Genomic DNA, 19,565 nt, shown 5'->3' with positions numbered 1-19,565 from the left:
TCAACAATGGATATCTTTTTAATTAGACTTTTGCAATTCATGCTGGCCATTGGCCTGCTAGTGCTGCTCCACGAGGGTGGCCACTTCTTCTTTGCCAAGCTTTTTGGCATCCGCGTAGAGAAGTTCTATCTCTTCTTCGATCCCAGCATTTGGAAATGGGACGGCAGTCTGTTTAAGATCAAGCCTAAGAACAGCGACACACAGTATGGTGTAGGTTGGTTGCCATTGGGCGGCTACTGTAAGATTGCCGGTATGATCGACGAGAGTTTTGATACCGAACAGATGAAACAGCCCATGCAGCCATGGGAGTTCCGCTCGAAACCAGCATGGCAGCGCCTGCTGGTGATGATTGGCGGTGTATTGGTAAACTTCCTGCTGGCCCTGTTCATCTACTCAATGATTCTGTTCTACTGGGGCGACACCTATATCCCCACCAAGAACATGACCTTGGGTATGAAGTTCAACACCGAGGCTAAGCAGTATGGTTTTAAGGATGGTGATATCCTGGTAGGTACCGAGAACGGTGAGTTCAAGGACTTCAGCGCAGATATGTACCGCGCCCTGAGCGAGGCTACCCGTGCCGACATTATTCGTGATGGTAAAGCCATGAGTATCAAGTTGCCTGGCGACATCAACCTGTTAGGTATGCTTAAGGCAGAGCCATCGTTCGTTCGTCCACTGATTCCTGCTGTGATAGACAGTGTAATGGAGAATACACCTGCCGCCAAGATGGGATTGCAGAAAGGCGATAAGATTGTAGGTATCAACGGCAAGCCTGTTGACAGCTACAATGAGTTTACCGACCAGCTGGGTGTACTCGAGGATATGATGACAGCCGCCAAGACTCAGGCCGACAGCCTGAAGGTGCGCACAGCCACCATCGTTTATGCACGTAACGAGGTACAGGATACAGCCACCATCACCTTGACTCCTGATTTGAAACTCGGTTTCATGGTGCAGACCATCGCTGGCATCTACCAGCCCGTCACCAAGGAATATGGTTTCTTTGAGAGTTTCCCTGCCGGAATAGCATACGGCATCAACGTGCTGAAGGGTTATGTGGGCGACATGAAGTATGTGTTCACAGCCGACGGTGCGAAGTCGATTGGTGGTTTCGGCGCTATCGGCAGTCTGTTCCCTCCCATGTGGGATTGGTATCTGTTCTGGAAGATGACCGCCTTCCTCTCAATCATCCTCGCCTTCATGAACATTCTGCCCATCCCAGCCTTGGATGGTGGACATGTACTGTTCCTGATTTATGAGATGATTACCCGCAGAAAGCCTTCAGAGACCTTCATGATCCGTGCCGAATACTTCGGTTTCGGTCTGCTGATACTCCTGATGGTATTCGCGAACCTCAATGATATATTGCGGTGGTTAGGATATATGTAAACAAAAAGCCCCACTCACTGGGGCTTTTTTAATGCCTTTACTCTATGTTTGTAGTGATGATGACTTTGTTTGCCATTGTGCTCGTGGGATACGGGGCAGGCAAATTGGGATATTTGGGAGGCGACTTTGACAGACAGCTGTCGAGGTTGGTAATTAATATGACCTGTCCGGCGCTGATTCTGTCGTCGGCTATGACAGGCGAACTGCCTGACCGTGAGTATATTCTACCGTTATTACTCATCAGCGTGATTACCTATGCGGTGCTTACAGGTATCGCCTTTCTGTTGCCACGCTACCTTACCAAGAAGAAAGACGACGAAGGCGCTATCGGTTTTGCTCTGATGTTTGGTAACGTGGGCTTTATGGGCTACCCTGTGGTGGCATCGATATTCGGACACGAGGCCGTTTTCTATGCTGCTGTGCTGAATGTTGTAAATACATTTGCAGTGTTTACTGTAGGTACTATCCTGATAACAGGTAAAAATGAAGTAGAGGAAAGCCGTTTTGAAAAAAAGGTGCTCTACTCTACCCCGATGTTGGCCTGCTACCTGACCATGCTGATAGTAGCATTGCGCATCGATAATATCCCCGAAGCCATCAGCGCACCACTCACCATGATTGGTAACATCACCGTACCTGCCGCGCTGCTGATTATCGGTTCATCGATGTCGAACCTCCCCATCAAATCGCTGTTAGGTAACACCAGCGTTTATGCTACCACACTTTTCCGACTGGCCATACTGCCCATCGGCATCTACTATCTGTGCACGCTTTTAGGCTTCTCGCAGTTTGTAGTAAACATCAATACGGTAGTAATTGCCATGCCTGTGGCTACTTACGGTACTATTCTGTGCTTAAAATACGGCAAAGATACCACGATGATAACCGAGGTAACATTTATTACCACCCTCATCTCCATGGTGTCCATCCCATTATTGGTTTTATTCTTTCTATAAGCAGATAGCAACAAACAATCAACACATAGATAAGCACAACCTGAAGGATGGTTGGATGCAAGTTACCGATACTGGCGCCCGGAAAGGTGGCGATGGTATTCAACGACGCATTCAACCCATTCACTATATATAATAATAGGTACGCGAGGGGCGGAAACAACAGAACGGCTATCGACAGACATAGAATAATGAATGCCGCAGGCACCACCAGGAAGTTGGTAAGCAGAAAACAGGTAGAGAACTGTCCGAAGTAATAGGCGATTAATGGTGCCACACCCAACTGAGCCGCAATAGAGACAGCCACCATGCCCCAAACCTTTGCCACCCAGGGGTGCTCCATATAATACTGGTCGGAAAACACGCTGGTAAACAAGGGCACAAACAGCAGGATAGCCCATACGGCCATAAACGACATCTGAAATCCCACATCAAACAGCCAGGCAGGATTCCACATCAACATCAAAAAAGCTGTAAAAGCCAGAACGTTGACCGACATCTTATTACGACGCCCAATCGACAAAACGCCATAGATGGTAAGCATGACGGCCGAGCGTACAGCACTAACAGGCATACCAACCAGCAGCACAAACGCCCATACCACCAGGATCATCAACAACTGCGACAAAGCCGGCCACCGTCTTCGTGGCAGGAACAACGACAACAGCATATAGATAATACCAAGGTGCAGACCACTGAGAGCCAACACATGCGAGGCACCGCTGACAGAATATGCACTTTTCACATCTCGAGTCAAAGCCGACTTATCGCCTAACGACATGGCTGCCACCACCGCATAAGCATCGCCATCAAGCCCACTATCATTAAAACGCTGCAACAACTGCTCGCGTTGCTGAAGGAAAAAGTTTCTGGAACGATCTAATCGGGTTTCGGTTTGCGGTTGATTGGTGGTTTGCTGATGGTGCTGCATCACACACATCCCCAGCAACAGGCAACATACCAGAATAGCTACCGACTGCGCATTGGCAAACTTATAAAGCAGCAAAGCCACAACCACCATACCAGCCAGCACAGGTAATATGGTGATGGGAAGCGACACGTAGTGAGCGATGATAATGCCAAGAATCATACTCACCGTTAAAGCCGCTACGGGACATTTATCGAATAATCGACTTTGCATACCAAGGTACAAAAATACAACTATTTTTGGGAATATAAGAATTATTTCGTAACTTTGTCGCCGTAATCAAAGAATAAAGAAAGAATGGAAATGGTAAATATCCCCATCTGGGCGTGGATTTTGTTCTACATACTGGTATTCATTATGTTGCTGATCGACCTGAAATCGTTCGGTAAGAAAGGTCAACATGAAGTGAGCGTATCCGAAGCTCTGAAGATGACAGCCGTATGGATTGGTGTATCGCTTGTTTTCTGCGGTGGCATCTATCTGTTATATCCTGTTAACTCTCATGAGAAAGCAATGGAGTTCTTGGCAGGTTATCTGATTGAGAAATCCTTATCGATGGATAATCTGTTTGTATTCCTGATGCTTTTCTCGTTCTTCGGCGTACAGCGAAAATACCAGCACGAGGTATTGTTCTGGGGTATTTTTGGTGCTTTAGTACTGCGCAGTATCTTTATTTTTGCAGGTACAGCGATGATTGCCCAGTTTGAATGGATATTAGGATTGTTTGGATTATTCCTGATTTATACGGGCATCAAGATGTTCGGACATAACGACGAGCAGGTCGACCCCTCGAACAATTTCTTCGTAAAGATATTCAAGAAATTCTTCCCTGTGACCGACCAGATGCACGAGGGAAAGTTCTTTATCATCGAGAACGGTAAGCGATTAGCAACTCCATTGTTTATTGCCTTATTGGTAATCGAGACAACCGATGTGGCCTTTGCCGTTGATTCAATCCCTGCCGTATTCTCAGTGAGCCGCGATCCGTTTATCGTGCTCACCTCCAATATCTTCGCCATTCTGGGTCTGCGTGCCCTATACTTTGCGCTGGCAGCAGTAGCCAAATACTTCACCTATCTTAAATATGGCTTAGGTATCATCCTGAGCTTTGTAGGCGTAAAGATGCTATTAGCCATGAACGAGTACGTGAACGCATTCGGCGAGATGATAGGATTAAATATCGACATGCCACACATCGAAGTACCCACCACACTTTCGTTGGCCATCATCTTCGGTGTTTTGGTATTATCGATGCTACTATCCGTATGTGTATCAAAAGCAAAAACCAAATAAAATATGGAAAACAAAAACTATCTTTACGACGCCGTAGCCTTGCTGAAGGAGCTGATTGCCATTCCTTCGGTTAGTAGAGACGAGACGAGAGCTGCCGATAAACTGGCTGATTTCCTGAACATGTGGAATCTACCATTCGGTCGCGAGGGTAACAACCTCTGGGTGGGCTGTCCTGATTGGGACAACAATCGACCTACCGTGATGCTCAACGCCCATATCGACACCGTAAAACCCGTTAGCTCGTGGACACGCGATCCATTTTCACCAGATCAGGAATACGACGTGATATATGGTCTGGGCTCAAACGACTGTGGCGGCGGACTGGTTTCGTTATTGCAAGCCTATCGCATCATGCTGTATCGTCCTCGCAACTATAATCTGTTGTGGGTAGCTTCGGCCGAAGAAGAGATATCGGGACAGAACGGACTGAGTCGCGTGCTGCCTTTGTTGCCCAAGATTGACGTAGCCATTGTGGGTGAGCCTACAGGCATGCAACCCGCCATTGCAGAAAAAGGACTGATGGTAATTGATGGTTATGCTCACGGCAAATCGGGCCATGCTGCCCGTAACGAAGGCATAAATGCTATCTACGAAGCACTCGACGATCTGGTTTGGCTTCGCGATTATAAATTCCGCAAGGTAAGTCCGCTCTTAGGCCCCACAAAGATGACGGTGACCGTAGTTGAAGGCGGTACCCAGCATAACGTAGTGCCTGATACACTGCATTTTGTTATTGATGTACGCACCAACGAGTTCTATCAGAACGAATATCTGTTTAACTTCCTGTGCAAGAAGATGACCAAGTGCGAGTTGCGTGCCCGTTCGTTCCGCCTGCACTCATCGGCCATCTCACCCGAGCATCCGCTCATTAAGAGATGTATCGACAGAGGCATGCAGCCATTCGGTTCGCCCACACTGAGCGATCAGGCGCTGATGCCATTCCCATCATTTAAGCTGGGACCAGGCGAATCAAGTCGCTCGCACTCAGCCAATGAGTTCATAAAGATTTCGGAGATGGAACATGCCATCGATACCTATATAGGATTGTTGGACGGATTGACACTATAAGTGCCTATCTGGCCGTGTGGCCAGAGTTGACACTCAGCGTGTCGACCCTATCGCGCCAACCAGCCCTCAGGGTTCAGTTTAGCGCTGCCTTTGCGCAACTGGAACTGCATCAAACCCTCAGCACCCACACGACCAAGTGTCTGTCGGGTGCTTACTTTTTGTCCTCGACTCACGTTAACCGAAGCCAAGTCGCAATAAACCGACAGGTAGCTACCATGACGCACGATGACTACTGTGGTGCCAGCATAGCTGAATACAGCACTCACCTCGCCATCGAACACACAACGAACTGCAGCACCAGGCTGACCCTTGATATCGATACCTTTCTTATCGAGTGTTACATGTCCCTTCACATCTGTTACGTGGTTGGTACCAAAGTGGTTCACAATACGATAGCCGCCAGCAATAGGCATAGGCAATCTACCGCGATTGCTCTCAAAGTTACCACTCAGCATACGGTCTTCGGACGAAACAGTATAAACTGCAGCCTCTGATTTACGGGCTTCGGCCACCTCCTTCTCGTGTGCTTTCGCATCGGCAGCCGCCTTTCGCTCAGCTGCCAATCGGGCACGCTCAGCCTCAGCAGCAGCACGCTCGGCAGCCGCTTTCTCTTCGGCATTCTTACGGGCAGCAGCCGCACGGGCTTCGGCCTTGGCTTTCTCCTCGCGAGCCTTAGCCTCAGCAATACGTCGCTCGTTCTCCTTACGAGCCGCTTCGGCTGCAGCCTGTTTGCGGGCCAGTTCCTCAGCCTTACGTTTTGCTTCGGCCTCGGCAGCTTTGCGCCGGGCTTCGGCTTCGGCACGCGCCTTCGCACGGGCTATCTCCTGAGCAATCAGTCGGTCGATCTGTGCATTCAACTCAGCATCGCGCTTTTTCTGTTTTTCGATGATGCCCTGAATGGTTTTCTGCTGTTTCTGCAGAGATGACACCATCTTCTGCTGCTCTTCCTGTTTGCCTTCGAGCGAACGGCGCTCCCGTTCGCCTCTCACCAACAAGTCGCTCTTCTGTCGCTTGGTGTCGGTGAGTTCGCTATGCGCCTCAGTCACCTGATCCTTCATCGACTTCACCGCTTCGGCCTGATTCTGCTGATAGGCCGCATATTCACGCACAAAACGCAGTCGTCGGTACATCTGCGACAGGTTCTTAGCACTGAACACAAACATCAGGCGACTCTGCAGATTTCGGTTGCGATGCATGTATTTCATCGACTTGATGAAACGCAGCTTACGCTCTTCGAGTTCCTTCTCGAGTGTTACCAGCTGTACCTCCAGCGTATGGATATTACCATCAAGACGATTGATATCATGACGGATGGTATCAATCGACTTACGCTTATCGGCAATCTCATTGTTGATAATCAGCAGGTTCTGCAAACGTTTCTTCACATCGCGCTCGTTGGCTTTCAACTTACGCTGCTGCTCCTCAATCTGCTTACGCACCCTCTGCTGCTCGGTCTTCAAACTGTTAACCGTTACCGACTGCTTGGATGCAGAACTCTTGGTGGTTGTCTTCTTACCTGTAGATTTCTTGCTGCCCGACTTCTTAGTTGTGGTAGCCGTACGTTTTTGCACAGACTTTTTTTTCGCCAGCTGTGCAATAGCAGGCGAAGAAAACGTGATGAGTGCCATCAGCACCATCGCGATATATCGCATACGTAACACTCTATTCATCATAGAGCCATGAAGCGGCGGAGTATCTCGTCAACTGTTACCTCGCGATACTTGTTAGAAACTTCGGTTCGTGCATCCCATTCGGTATCATTACCCAGATAATTCAGGGTCATACCCAACTTCACTTCCTTATCAGGAGTGGTAAGTGTAATGAGATGCTTCTTGGGGAACATCTTACGTCCAAACACATCGTATTCGGAATAGTCCCAGTTAAGCTGGGTGTTACCATTAAAGCGGTCCTTATAAAGGATGTTAGCCATACGAATCAGTGCGGTATTCTTGCTGGCCAACCAACTGTAGTCCATCTTTCCCTCTTCGAGATTGATAATCATATCGTCGCCACTCTCAATGGTGGTAAACTTGCCTTCGCCCTCCTTGTTATTCTTTGCAAGCACAACTGCCTCGCTACCCTGATTGGGCTTGAAAAGCTCGTTCCAGAACAATGCCTGAATAGCCGAGAAGTTCAAACCGCTATTACGCAGGAAATCTACCTGGCGGTAAGGAGCCTTCAGGTACTGCTTATTGATACGGTCCATAATCAGCACGTAATCCTTGGTGAATTCAAGACGTCCGGCCTCAACAAATCCAAAGGCCATCAGCTGCAAACGGATTACATCGTCACGACGCATTTTCAGATTACCCGTCAGTGTAATCTTCTGCGGACCAACCTCAACCGAGAACTTCACCTTCGAGGTGATGAACTTATTGGTTTGCTGGTTATCACGCACCTGACTCACAAAGTCGGTAGTCTGACGCTGTTCAATGATTGGCTTCACCTCTTTCGATTTCTTGAATATACCACATGAACTAAACATCAATGGCAATGCCAATACGGCAATTCTTACGATACTTTTCAGTTTCATTATTGATTTGCTTTTTGTTTTATTTTTTCTGCATGTTCCTGAATCACAGAGTTGTCGATCGACTCATCCAGATTCTGTAACGCCTGGTCGATATATATCTTGGCCTCAGAGTAGCGGCCCAGCATATACAGTATCCAAGCGTAGGTATCTAAGTAGGTAGCATTCTTAGGCTCAGCCTTCACGGTTTTAAAACTCATCTGCTCGGCCTTAGCCAACTGCTCACCACTTTCGCTTAAGAAGTAGGCATAGTTATTTAAACAGCCCATATTATCATCTTTCCATTGCAAGCAACTATCATAAGCCTCGTAGGCCTCTTTCATCAAGCCCTTCTGATGCAGGATGTCGCCCATCACCGCATAGAAATCGGATACGATAGCAGGATCACTGTCCTCCTTAATCACGCCGATACCATTCTTAAAGGTAGAAAGGGCGGCATCAAGACTGTCACGACGATAGTAGGCGATACCTTGATAGTAATAAAAGGCCATCTCGTCGGGATTATACTGTCGGGCATCCTGACAGAGTGCAATCACGCGCTCCATATCATCAGCCTCCCAGGCATAACCAATCAACTGCAAACGGGCCGACGAGTTATCGGGCGCCAGTTGCAAAGCCTTCGTCAGCACCGTAGCGATGGTATCCTTCGGCATCTTCTTCACGTTCATATACGAGGCACAGAGAATAGCCATGTGCTCATCGGTCTGAGGCTGTTTCAGAATCTTATCAAACAGCTGCAGCACACGGGTACTATCGCCGCCCGCATTCTCGCTGGCCGAAATCTCCTGTCGCAACAGCAGTATCTTTTCCTCAATGGTGGCATTACGATTCAGCAGCACACGTTCAGTCAGCGAGTCGGCTATCTCACGATGCCCTAAAGCCTGATGATAGGTACGCAGCGACATCAGCACACGATTGTTATCAGGTTCATCTTTCAGAATCTTGTCGTACACCTTCAGTGCCTTTTTCAGCTGTCCGTTCATCATCAGCGTCTCACCATACAAAGCCTGATAATTACCATCGTTGGGGAATTTCTCTGCCAAAGCCTTTATCTCGGCAATGGCCGCTTTCTTGTTCCCCTGACGGGTATATATCTCGCTCTTGGCTACCGACAGGCGTTCGCTCTTGCCATCGATGGCTTCGATACGGTTCAGCACCTCTACGGCCGAATCGAAATCGCCCACCTGCTGATACAGTTGGAACAGCATCTCCAGCAAGTCCTCACGCTCTTTGTCGCGCTCATAGATCTTCTCCACAACAGGGATGGCAGCTTCATAATCCTGCTGACGGATGTACGCCTGTGCCAATGTTTCCATATAGGTAGCGTTATCCGGATCGAGTGCAGCCGCCTTCTGGATATATGCCAGACTTTTCTCGCCATCCTTCAGGGCGTTATAGTACTGTGCCAAAAAGTAGTACGCCTCGGGGGCATCGGGATTAATCTCCAGACAATGACGCAGCAAATCAAAGGCTGCATCGTTGTTACCCTTCTGGCGCTGCATCATGGCTTCAAGAAAGAACTGGTCGTACTCACGCTGTCCGTAACCAGTGGTTACAGAAAGCAGTAACAATAACGACAGTCCGATTTTCTTCATTCGCATCATGATTCTACTTCACGCCAGTATGACCATAACCACCTTCGCCACGTTCGGTCTCATCCAGAACCTCTACCGATACGAACTCACCCTGCTCGTGACGTGCAATCACCATCTGGGCAATACGCTCACCATCCTCAACAACAAAGTCCTCGTTCGACAGGTTGATAAGAACCACACCTATCTCGCCACGATAGTCGGCATCGATAGTACCTGGGGTGTTCAGTACGGTGATACCCTTCTTTAATGCCAAACCGCTACGAGGACGTACCTGTGCCTCATAACCTACAGGCAAAGCAATATGCAAGCCTGTTGGGATGAGTCGGCGCTCCAGCGGTTTCAGGGTGATGGGTTCATCTATATTAGCTCTCAGATCCATACCGGCACTCTGCGCAGTAGCATACTGCGGCAAGGGCTGGTGACCTTTGTTTACGACTTTAATTTTCAGCATCTTTTAAAATAATATTTTAATCCACGTGCAAAGGTAGTGCTTTTAGCTTAGAAATCACCCTTTCGGCGACTAATTTTTTGATTTTTTCGTTAATTTCTGCGAAATATGCCGCTACTGCGCGTATTTTTCGTACCTTTGCACCCTGATTATGATGAATTGGCAACAACTGATATCGAACAAGCGTCTCGGTCAGGAGCATCGTCATCCTGAGCGCCACGACGACCGAACAGAGTTCAAGCGCGATTACGACCGTTTGATTTTCTCTGCTCCGTTCCGTCGTTTGCAGAACAAAACCCAGGTATTTCCACTCCCGGGAAGTATCTTTGTGCACAACCGTCTGACCCACTCACTCGAGGTGGCCAGCGTGGGTATGTCGCTTGGAAACGATGTGGCTGCCCAACTTACCAAGAAGCATCCTGAGCTGAAGGACCAGCTGTTTCAGGAGATTGGTCAGATTGTAGCCACCGCCTGCTTGGCACACGATTTAGGCAACCCGCCCTTTGGTCATAGCGGCGAGAAAGCCATCCAGTCGTTCTTTACCGAAGGTGCCGGTTACGACCTGCAGCGCCAGGTAAGTGCCAACTTCTGGAACGACCTTACCCATTTTGAGGGTAACGCCAATGCGTTCCGTTTGTTAACGCATCAGTTCAAAGGTCGCCGTCCGGGAGGATTTGTCATGACTTATTCTACACTTGCTAGCATTGTTAAGTATCCATTCTCATCGAGTGCTGCCGGCAAGAAAGGCAAGTTCGGATTCTTTGATTCCGAGAAGACATATTACCGTCGCATTGCCGACGAATTAGGCATCCCTTGTAAATCAGAAGTGGGCGAACCCTTGCGTTATGCCCGTCATCCGCTGGTGTATCTTGTTGAGGCAGCCGACGATATCTGCTACGAGATTATGGACCTTGAGGATGCCCACAAACTTAAAATTATTTCGCACGCCGACACCATGCAGTTGCTGTTGGGATTCTTCGACGAGGAGACCCAGGCCCGTATCCAGAACCGCATTGTTGAGGAAGGTGTAAATGATAATAACGAAAAGATTGTATATCTGCGAGCCTGCGTGATTGGCAAACTCGAGAATGAGTGTGTACGCGTGTTTGTTGAGCACGAGGACGAGATATTGAGCGGCGATTTCCAAGGCAGTTTGATTGATCATATCAGCGACCTGCCGCAGAATGCCTATAAGCGTTGTTGCGAGCTCTCGGTTCAGCACATCTACAAGAGTCGTCCCGTACTCGATGTAGAGCTGTCGGGTTATCAGATTATCCAGACGCTGATGGAGAAGTTTATCAATGCCGCTGTTCATCCCGAGCGTTTTTACTCTAAGCACCTGATCAGTCGTGTGTCGAGTCAGTATGATATTGATGCGCCCGACCTTGAAACGCGTATCATGGCGATTATCGATTATATCAGCGGTATGACCGATGTGTATGCACTTGATGTGTTCCAGAAGATTAACGGTATATCGCTACCTATTATTTAACCTGTTTATACTTTGCATGATGAAGAAGTTATATATTGAAACGTATGGCTGCCAGATGAATGTGGCCGATTCTGAAGTTGTTGCATCGGTGATGCAGATGGCTGGTTACGAAACCACCGAGACCATCGACGAGGCCGATGCTGTATTCCTGAACACCTGCTCTGTTAGAGATAACGCCGAGCAGAAGATTTATCACCGTTTGGAAGCGCTGGATGCTGAGCGTCGCCGCCGACTGAAGAGCAATCCCGAAGCTCCCAAAATGATTCTTGGTGTACTTGGTTGTATGGCAGAGAGAGCTCAGCGCGATTTGCTTGATAATCACTTTGCCGACCTGGTGGCAGGTCCCGACGCTTATCTGTCGCTGCCCGACCTGATTGCTCAGGCCGAACTGGGACACAAAGCCATGAATACCGAACTCTCTACCAGCGAGACTTATAAGGATGTGGTACCACAGCGTATCGGCATCGGACATAAGATTGGCGGTTTTGTAAGTATTATGCGTGGTTGCAACAATTTCTGCCACTACTGCATTGTGCCTTACACCCGTGGTCGTGAGCGCAGTCGCGATGTAGAGAGCATCCTGCGTGAGGTTCGCGACCTGCGCGATAAGGGATTTAAGGAGGTAACCCTGTTGGGACAGAACGTAAACTCGTATAAGTTCGAGGATACCGACTTCCCCACCCTATTGCGCAGAGTGGCCGAAGAGGTGCCCACCATGCGTGTGCGCTTCACCACTTCGCACCCTAAGGATATGAGCGATGAAACCCTGAAGGTGATTGCCGAAGTGCCCAACGTTTGCAAGCACATCCACCTGCCTGTACAGAGTGGTAGCGATCGTATCTTGAAGTTGATGAACCGCAAATACACCCGCGAGTGGTACATGGATCGCGTACATGCCATCCGTCGTATCATCCCCGATTGCGGTCTTTCTACCGATATCTTTGTAGGTTATCACTCCGAGACAGAGGAAGACCACCAGCTGTCGCTCGACCTGATGCGCGAGGTGGGTTACGATTCTGCCTTTATGTTCAAATACTCCGAGCGCCCAGGCACTTACGCTTCGAAGCACCTGCCCGACGATGTGCCCGAGGAGGAGAAGATTCGCAGACTGAACGAGCTCATCGCGCTACAGACCGAGATGAGTGCCATCCAGAACAAGAAGGACGAGGGCAAGGAGTTCGACGTGCTGGTTGAGGGCTTCTCAAAGCGCAGTCGTGAGCAGCTTTGCGGTCGTACCGAACAGAACAAGATGGTAGTCTTCGATAAGGGTACTCACCATATCGGCGAAACCGTTCGCGTAAGAATCACTGGTAGCACCAGCGCCACGCTTCTGGGCGAAGCAATCGTCAAATAGTAAATCGTCAAATAGATAAATGAAAGAGTTCCTGAACGTACTGAGGCGGTTTGTACCTCCTTACAAAAAATATCTGGTGGCATCGGTAGTGTTCAATATCCTATCGGTTATCCTGAATGTCTTCTCGTTTGCAGCCCTGATACCTATCTTGCAGATTATCTTCAAGACAGGCGATGGCGACACAGCAACCGCACTGATGGCATGGGATTGGGCAAATGCGCAGGAGGTGTTGATGAACAACATGAACTACTACGTTAACAGCCTCATTGCCGATCTTGGTCCTACCACCACCCTGCTCATCATCGGCCTCTTCCTGGCCTTTATGACTTTCCTGAAGACGGGTGCTTACTTCCTGTCGTCGGCCACCATCGTGCCCATCCGCACAGGTGTGGTTCGCGACATCCGCAACCAGTTGTACCAGAAGATAAACACCCTGCCATTAGGTTTCTTCAGCGAGGAGCGCAAGGGCGACATCATTGCTCGTATGAGCGGCGATGTACAGGAGATTGAGAACTCTATCATGTCGAGTCTCGAGATGCTGTTCAAGAACCCCATCCTGATTGTAGGCTATTTCACCATGCTGCTGTTTATCTCATGGCAGCTCACCGTGTTCACCCTGGTTATCGTACCCATCATGGGTTGGTTTATGGGTTGGGTTGGTCGAAAGCTCAAAGCCCAATCGGTCAAGGCTCAGGCGCTTTGGAGCGATACCATGAGTCAGGTCGAGGAAACCTTAGGTGGTTTGCGCATCATCAAGGCCTTCTGCGCCGAAGATAAGATGAACAAGCGTTTCGACACCATCAACTCGGCCTATCGCAACGACATCATGCGTGTAAACATCCGCCAGTCGTCGGCCCATCCTATGTCGGAGTTCCTGGGTACCGTGATGATTGTGATTGTGTTGTGGTTCGGTGGTGTATTGGTACTCAACAACCACACACTCTCTGGTCCTATCTTTATTTATTATATGGTGATGCTCTACTCGATTATCAACCCATTGAAGGATTTCTCGAAAGCCGGTTATAACATCCCCAAGGGACTGGCTTCGATGGAACGTGTTGATAAGATTCTGATGGCCGAGAACACCATTAAGGAGCCAGCAGCCCCCAAGCATATCGCTAACTTCGAGCACCAGATAGAGTTCCGCCACGTATCGTTCAAATACGGCGAGCAGTGGGTATTGAAGGATATCAACCTGGTAATCCCCAAGGGCAAGACCATCGCTTTGGTAGGTCAGAGTGGTAGCGGAAAATCTACGATGGTAGATCTCATTCCCCGTTACTATGATGTTCAGGAGGGCGAGGTGCTCATCGATGGCATCAACGTGAAGGAGTTGGGCATTCACGATCTGCGCCAGCTGATTGGTAATGTAAATCAGGAGGCTATTCTCTTTAACGATTCGTTCCGCAATAACATCTCGTTCGGTGTGGATAACGCCACCCAGCAGCAGATTGAGGAAGCAGCCAAGATTGCCAACGCCTACGATTTCATCATGGCATCCGAGAACGGTTTCGATACCAATATAGGCGATCGCGGTGGTCGTTTGTCAGGTGGTCAGCGCCAGCGTGTCAGCATCGCTCGTGCCATTCTGAAGAATCCACCTATCCTGATTCTCGACGAGGCCACCTCGGCCCTCGATACCGAGAGCGAGCGCCTGGTGCAGGATGCCTTAGAGCGCCTGATGAAGACCCGCACTACCGTAGCCATCGCACACCGTTTGAGCACCATTAAGAATGCCGACGAGATTTGCGTACTGCACGAGGGTAAGATAGTAGAACGTGGCACCCACGATGAACTGTTGAATATCGACGGTTATTACAAGAAGTTACATGAAATGCAGAGTTAGTTATCTGATAAAGACGTACCTCTGGACGGTTCTTGTGTTCGTCTTGGCCAAGTTGGCATTTATGCTTTTCTGCCGAGAGGGACACGAGTTCGTGTTTATCGATATGTGGCAGGTGGTACAGCACGGACTGTCGCTCGACTTATCAACAGCCCTTTATTTCTTTATTGTACCTTTTCTCGCCACCATCGTCAGCATGTGGTACACAGGCCAATGGCTGTTCCGCATTCTGAAAGGGTATTACGCCCTGATAGCCATCGCCTTTGCTTTGGCTTTTGTGGCCGACACCAGTCTTTATCCCTTCTGGGCATTCAAGCTCGATGCCTCGTGCCTGCAGTATCTCGAAACACCCAACGAGGCTACAGCCAGCGTCTCTATCGTCTATCTCATCTGGCGATTCGTAGCATTAGTAGTTACGGCTGTAATTATCTATAAGGGTTATGCTAACGCCTTATGCAGTCTGAAAGGCACCAGCCCACTGAAGAGTTCACTCAAAACAGCAGTCATCAGCCTGGTTACTTTCCTGGTCATGGCACCATTGATAGTTATCGGTATTCGTGGTGGCTTAGACGAATCAACCACCAATATCGGTCAGGTGTACTATTCACAGAATCAGTTCCTCAACCACTCGGCTGTTAATCCCGTTTTCAGTTTCCTGGCTTCGCTAGAGAAAACGGGCGAGGTAGAGAGCTACAACTACATGAGCGACGAGGACTGCCAACAGATTATCAACAAGCTGTATAACACCGAGAGTGTAGATAGCGATACCCTGTTGAACACCCCAACCCCTAACATCATTGTGATACTGATGGAGAGTCTCGGCGGTGAGTTTACCGAACTCAGCGGTCGCCAGGATATCACCCCCAACCTCAACAAGTTGGCTACCGAAGGTGTTTACTTTACCAACTGCTATGCCAACTCATGGCGCACCGATCGCGGCACCCTGTGTACCTATAGCGGCTACCCCTCGTTCCCCAACACGTCGGTAATGAAGTTGCCCGCCAAATCGCGCACCCTGCCTTGTATCGCCCGTTCGCTACGCGACGAGAAGCAGTACAACACCCACTATCTGTATGGTGGCGACATCAATTTTACCAACATGCGCAGCTATCTGATTAGCGGCGGGTTCGACCAGCTTACCTGGAAGGCCGACTATACAACAGCCGAACAGAAATCAGCCGAATGGGGTGTACGCGATGACATCACCTTCGGCACCCTGTATGATATGGCCACCACCCTCCCATCGCCTTATCTCATTGGCTACTCTTCGCTGAGCAGTCATGAGCCTTGGGATGTGCCCATCAAGCATTTCGACGACGAGATTCTGAATGCTTTCTATTATCTCGACCAGTGTATTGGCGATTTCGTAACCAAACTGCGCCGCACAGAGGCCTGGAAGAATACGCTGATTGTGCTGCTGCCCGATCACGGCATCAACTACAAAGCGTACGACGAACAGCATCCGCTACGCAATCGCATCCCGATGATTTGGGTTGGCGGCGCCGTAAAAGCGCCTCGCCGTATCGATACCATCTGCAATCAGACCGACCTGCCCGCTACGCTGTTAGCCCAGTTAGGTCTGTCGCATAGCGATTACACGTTTAGTCGCGATGTGCTCAGCAGCACCTATACCCACCCCGTGGCCATGCATACCTTTACCGAAGGATATTCGATGGTAGATAGTACGGGATTGACGGTATTCGACCTGTACAGTCAGCGTGTTACCACAGGTAAGGGCGATATCACTATTGCCCAAGCCATTCTGCAAGCCGCTACAAAAGATTTAAATCAACGATGAAACATCTTCTCAGCAAGCCCTACGCCCCTATCGTGGCCGTTATCTGGAACATCCTGTTAGTCTATGTGGTTTACCAGATAGCCCGATTGGCATATTTCTTCGAAAACGCCCAACTGCTCCATTATAACAGTGATGTATTCTGTGGCGGACTCTTGTTCGACACCTCAGCCATTGTTTATACCAATGCGCTTTATGTGGTGCTGATGATAGCCGTTGGGGCATTTACGCTGAAAGGTCAGAAAGCCCTTAAGTGGCTGTATCTCATCATCAACGGTCTTGCTTTAGCCATCAACTTAGGCGATGCGGTTTATTTCCAATACACCATGCGCCGCACCACTACAACGGTGTTCGGCGAGTTCTCGAACGAGGGCAACTTAGGTAGCATTTTTGGCACCGAGTTCATCAACCACTGGTATCTGGTACTGCTGTTTGTAGTAGTGATGATAGCCCTTTACAAGCTATATGCCCTACCCCGACGCAAGCATGCAGCCAACTTAGCCAGCTTGCTGCTTATCGCACCTCTGAGTATTGCCGGCATGCGCGGTGGTTTTACCACAGCCGTTCGCCCCATCACCGTATCAAATGCCAACCAGTACGCCCAGCATCCTACCGATGCCGCCTTGGTGCTCAACACCCCCTTCTCGCTCATCCGCACCATTGGCAAAAGCGTATTCACTGTGCCCAACTATTATCAGAGCGAGACTGAATTAGAAGCTATCTACACCCCACAGCATAAAGCCCAGACCGATACATTGGTAAAAAAGAACGTTGTTGTTTTGATTATCGAGAGTTTTGGTCGCGAGTATATCGGTGCACTCAATCACGATTTGGAAGGCGGAAAGTACAAGGGCTATACCCCTTGTGTTGATTCGCTCATTGCCCACAGCACCACCTTCCGCTACAGTTTCTGTAACGGCCGAAAGAGTATCGACGGCATGCCCAGCATCCTCTCCAGCATCCCTATGTTTGTTGAGCCGTTCTTCCTCACCCCAGCCTCGATGAACGATTATACCGGTCTGGCTGGCATCTTGGGTAACGAGGGATACCAGACAGCTTTCTTCCATGGGGCCCAGAATGGTTCGATGGGCTTCGAGGCCTTTGCCAAGAAGACGGGCTTCCAGCGTTATTACGGTCGTACCGAATACGAGGCTGCTCGTGGCACTAACGATTTCGATGGTACCTGGGCCATCTGGGACGAGCCTTTCTTCCAGTATTATGCTGAGGAGATGAGTAAGATGCAGCAGCCGTTTATGACAGCTATCTTCTCAGCTTCCAGTCACCATCCATTCGCCATCCCCGAGCAGTATAAGGCACAGTTCCCCGAGGAGCATCTGCCCATCCAGAAGTGCATCCGCTATACCGATATGGCCCTTGGCAAGTTCTTTGCCACCGCCCGTAAGCAGCCTTGGTTTGATAACACCATCTTTGTGCTTACCAGCGACCATACCAACCAGAGCGACCACGCTGAATATCAGAGCGATCTGGGTGGATTCTGTTCGCCCATCATCATCTACGATCCTTCGCAGCCTGTAGGCCGAATGGAAGAGAAGATTGCCCAGCAGATAGATATCATGCCCACCATCTTAGGCATGTTAGGCTACTCTAAGCCCTATATGGCCTTTGGTATCGACGTGCTCAGCACGCCCACCAACGATACGTGGGCGGTTAACTACCTCAACGGCATTTATCAGTACGCTAAATACGGTTATGTGCTTCAGTTCGACGGCAAACAAACCAAGGGTGTTTACCAGTTAACCGACCGTCTGATGCAGCACAACCTGAAGGGCAAGGTACCTCAGCAGGCGCAGATGGAACGCGAGCTGAAAGCCATCATACAACAATATATGATGCGCATGACCAAAAACAAGTTGCTTTAGAACTTATACCAAGGTTTCTTGGGAGGCGCGGGCTTATTGTCGGGATGATCCTTAGCTATCACCTTACCGTCGATCACCTCGAAACGCTCGTTAAACTCAGCACGTGTACGCTTCCAGCGGTCGTGACTCCACAACCAGAACTCAGGCGCACGCTTGATGCTCTTCTCCAACAAATCAAAGTACATATCTGTGAGTTCGTAATCCTTCAGCTGCTGTGGCTCGCGGGTCATAGGAATCACTTCGGCCTCATAGTAGCCACGCTTTACACGACGCACATCCATGAAGAACACCGCATAATTCATCTTCTTGGCAATACGCTCAGTACCAGTGAGCACGGGTGTATCGTGATGCAGGAAATCTATCCAGTGGTGGATATTCACCCAATGGGGCTTCTGGTCCGAGATAAATCCGATAACGATAGGCTGCTTAGCCCTGCGGTACTCCACCATTCTTCGCAGCGTATCCTGCATGGGGATACAAACGGCTCCCATACGCTGGCGCGAGCGCAGGAACAAGCGGTCGAAATCCTTATTCTCGATAGGATGATAAATCTGTCCTAATTGCGCGTCCGACTTCATCCAGAGTGGCAACGATGTTATCCACTCCCAGTTGCACAGATGCCCCAGATACACGGCGCACGACTGCCCCGAATTGATAGCCTCATCAATCTGCTCTACCCCCTTAAACACCATACGGCGCTTCAGGTTCTCGGGTGTCATCGTCATCAGTTTCACACTCTCCACGATGTAATCACAGAAAAAGTGGTAGAATCCGCGTTCTATCCTGTATCTCTCGTCATCAGTTTTCTCGGGGAACGACTCTTTGATGTTTCTTCTTATCACCTTCTTACGATAGCCCAATACGCCATACAGCAACCAGAACAGCAGGTCGCTGATGAAGTAATGTACACGTAATGGCAGTAATGAGAACACATACCAAACGGCTAAAACAATATAGTAGAGAACCTTCATGGATGCAAAATTATATAATTATT

At 49.3% G+C, this 19,565-nt stretch carries 15 protein-coding genes; 9 read left to right on the top strand and 6 right to left on the bottom strand.

What is annotated here, in order from left to right; translation table 11 throughout:
- Positions 1–6: 6 nt before the first annotated feature.
- Both rseP and PRU_RS15000 read left to right on the top strand, forming a co-directional pair.
- Positions 7–1,392, top strand: a complete 1,386-nt coding sequence (gene rseP / locus PRU_RS15005; RefSeq protein ID WP_013064296.1) for an RIP metalloprotease RseP — start codon at positions 7–9, stop codon at positions 1,390–1,392.
- 56 nt (positions 1,393–1,448) lie between these two features.
- The gene (locus PRU_RS15000) at positions 1,449–2,348 is read left to right on the top strand and encodes an AEC family transporter (protein WP_232221077.1); all 900 of its coding nucleotides are present in this window, start codon (positions 1,449–1,451) and stop codon (positions 2,346–2,348) included.
- Here PRU_RS15000 and PRU_RS14995 read toward each other — a convergent pair.
- Positions 2,302–3,486 (bottom strand): ComEC/Rec2 family competence protein, encoded by a 1,185-nt coding sequence (locus PRU_RS14995; RefSeq protein ID WP_080517220.1) that lies wholly within the window; start codon positions 3,484–3,486, stop codon positions 2,302–2,304. The two genes, PRU_RS15000 and PRU_RS14995, sit on opposite strands and share 47 nt — an antisense overlap.
- Before the next feature lie 84 nt (positions 3,487–3,570).
- On the opposite strand from PRU_RS14995, the gene PRU_RS14990 reads away from it, so the two are divergent.
- The gene (locus tag PRU_RS14990) at positions 3,571–4,566 is read left to right on the top strand and encodes a TerC family protein (RefSeq protein ID WP_013065417.1); all 996 of its coding nucleotides are present in this window, start codon (positions 3,571–3,573) and stop codon (positions 4,564–4,566) included.
- A gap of 3 nt (positions 4,567–4,569) precedes the next feature.
- Complete coding sequence (locus tag PRU_RS14985) at positions 4,570–5,634, top strand: M20 family metallo-hydrolase (protein WP_013064815.1); 1,065 nt, start codon at positions 4,570–4,572, stop codon at positions 5,632–5,634.
- A 47-nt stretch (positions 5,635–5,681) separates the two neighbouring features.
- Here PRU_RS14985 and PRU_RS14980 read toward each other — a convergent pair whose 3' ends face one another.
- From PRU_RS14980 to dut, 4 genes are read right to left on the bottom strand one after another with little or no spacing between them, the layout of a single operon-like run.
- Positions 5,682–7,286 carry a murein hydrolase activator EnvC family protein gene (locus PRU_RS14980; RefSeq protein ID WP_013064274.1) on the bottom strand — a complete coding sequence of 535 codons (1,605 nt, stop codon included), beginning with the start codon at positions 7,284–7,286 and terminating at the stop codon, positions 5,682–5,684.
- A 17-nt stretch (positions 7,287–7,303) separates the two neighbouring features.
- Entirely contained in the window at positions 7,304–8,167 is an 864-nt protein-coding gene (locus tag PRU_RS14975; RefSeq protein WP_013064731.1) for a DUF4292 domain-containing protein, read from the bottom strand.
- A complete protein-coding gene (locus PRU_RS14970; RefSeq protein WP_177168162.1) occupies positions 8,167–9,759 on the bottom strand; it encodes a tetratricopeptide repeat protein in 1,593 nt (530 codons plus the stop codon). The genes PRU_RS14975 and PRU_RS14970 overlap by 1 nt, the downstream gene beginning before the upstream one ends.
- A gap of 13 nt (positions 9,760–9,772) precedes the next feature.
- A complete protein-coding gene (dut, locus tag PRU_RS14965) occupies positions 9,773–10,210 on the bottom strand; it encodes a dUTP diphosphatase (RefSeq protein WP_013063840.1) in 438 nt (145 codons plus the stop codon).
- A gap of 151 nt (positions 10,211–10,361) precedes the next feature.
- Here dut and dgt point away from each other — a divergent pair, with 151 nt between their 5' ends.
- The 5 genes from dgt (at position 10,362) to PRU_RS14940 (ending at position 18,571) form a co-directional block, all read left to right on the top strand.
- Complete coding sequence (dgt, locus tag PRU_RS14960) at positions 10,362–11,699, top strand: dGTP triphosphohydrolase (RefSeq protein WP_041386952.1); 1,338 nt, start codon at positions 10,362–10,364, stop codon at positions 11,697–11,699.
- 19 nt (positions 11,700–11,718) lie between these two features.
- Complete coding sequence (gene miaB / locus PRU_RS14955) at positions 11,719–13,053, top strand: tRNA (N6-isopentenyl adenosine(37)-C2)-methylthiotransferase MiaB (RefSeq protein ID WP_041386435.1); 1,335 nt, start codon at positions 11,719–11,721, stop codon at positions 13,051–13,053.
- A 19-nt stretch (positions 13,054–13,072) separates the two neighbouring features.
- A complete protein-coding gene (locus PRU_RS14950; protein ID WP_013064344.1) occupies positions 13,073–14,899 on the top strand; it encodes an ABC transporter ATP-binding protein in 1,827 nt (608 codons plus the stop codon).
- A 61-nt stretch (positions 14,900–14,960) separates the two neighbouring features.
- On the top strand, positions 14,961–16,694 hold the full coding sequence (locus tag PRU_RS14945) for an LTA synthase family protein (RefSeq protein WP_049769203.1): 1,734 nt from the start codon (positions 14,961–14,963) through the stop codon (positions 16,692–16,694).
- Positions 16,691–18,571 carry an LTA synthase family protein gene (locus PRU_RS14940; RefSeq protein ID WP_013064971.1) on the top strand — a complete coding sequence of 627 codons (1,881 nt, stop codon included), beginning with the start codon at positions 16,691–16,693 and terminating at the stop codon, positions 18,569–18,571. The genes PRU_RS14945 and PRU_RS14940 overlap by 4 nt, the downstream gene beginning before the upstream one ends.
- Here PRU_RS14940 and PRU_RS14935 read toward each other — a convergent pair.
- Positions 18,568–19,542, bottom strand: a complete 975-nt coding sequence (locus tag PRU_RS14935; RefSeq protein WP_013065734.1) for a lysophospholipid acyltransferase family protein — start codon at positions 19,540–19,542, stop codon at positions 18,568–18,570. The genes PRU_RS14940 and PRU_RS14935 overlap by 4 nt on opposite strands.
- Between the last annotated feature and the right edge of the window lie 23 nt (positions 19,543–19,565).

Origin of the sequence: Xylanibacter ruminicola 23, from assembly GCF_000025925.1 — a bacterium.
Taxonomy (GTDB): domain Bacteria; phylum Bacteroidota; class Bacteroidia; order Bacteroidales; family Bacteroidaceae; genus Prevotella; species Prevotella ruminicola.
This window is presented reverse-complemented; position numbering and strand designations above follow the sequence as displayed.

Bases quoted from the DNA above. Each gene is read 5' to 3' on its own strand.
- PRU_RS14935 (WP_013065734.1), bottom strand. From the start codon at position 19,542: ATGAAGGTTCTCTACTATATTGTTTTAGCCGTTTGGTATGTGTTCTCA.
- miaB (WP_041386435.1), top strand. From the start codon at position 11,719: ATGAAGAAGTTATATATTGAAACGTATGGCTGCCAGATGAATGTGGCC.
- rseP (WP_013064296.1), top strand. From the start codon at position 7: ATGGATATCTTTTTAATTAGACTTTTGCAATTCATGCTGGCCATTGGC.
- PRU_RS14950 (WP_013064344.1), top strand. From the start codon at position 13,073: ATGAAAGAGTTCCTGAACGTACTGAGGCGGTTTGTACCTCCTTACAAA.
- PRU_RS14975 (WP_013064731.1), bottom strand. From the start codon at position 8,167: ATGAAACTGAAAAGTATCGTAAGAATTGCCGTATTGGCATTGCCATTG.
- PRU_RS14945 (WP_049769203.1), top strand. From the start codon at position 14,961: ATGCTTTTCTGCCGAGAGGGACACGAGTTCGTGTTTATCGATATGTGG.
- PRU_RS14940 (WP_013064971.1), top strand. From the start codon at position 16,691: ATGAAACATCTTCTCAGCAAGCCCTACGCCCCTATCGTGGCCGTTATC.
- PRU_RS14985 (WP_013064815.1), top strand. From the start codon at position 4,570: ATGGAAAACAAAAACTATCTTTACGACGCCGTAGCCTTGCTGAAGGAG.
- PRU_RS14970 (WP_177168162.1), bottom strand. From the start codon at position 9,759: ATGAAGAAAATCGGACTGTCGTTATTGTTACTGCTTTCTGTAACCACT.
- dut (WP_013063840.1), bottom strand. From the start codon at position 10,210: ATGCTGAAAATTAAAGTCGTAAACAAAGGTCACCAGCCCTTGCCGCAG.
- PRU_RS15000 (WP_232221077.1), top strand. From the start codon at position 1,449: ATGATGACTTTGTTTGCCATTGTGCTCGTGGGATACGGGGCAGGCAAA.
- dgt (WP_041386952.1), top strand. From the start codon at position 10,362: ATGAATTGGCAACAACTGATATCGAACAAGCGTCTCGGTCAGGAGCAT.
- PRU_RS14995 (WP_080517220.1), bottom strand. From the start codon at position 3,486: ATGCAAAGTCGATTATTCGATAAATGTCCCGTAGCGGCTTTAACGGTG.
- PRU_RS14990 (WP_013065417.1), top strand. From the start codon at position 3,571: ATGGAAATGGTAAATATCCCCATCTGGGCGTGGATTTTGTTCTACATA.
- PRU_RS14980 (WP_013064274.1), bottom strand. From the start codon at position 7,286: ATGCGATATATCGCGATGGTGCTGATGGCACTCATCACGTTTTCTTCG.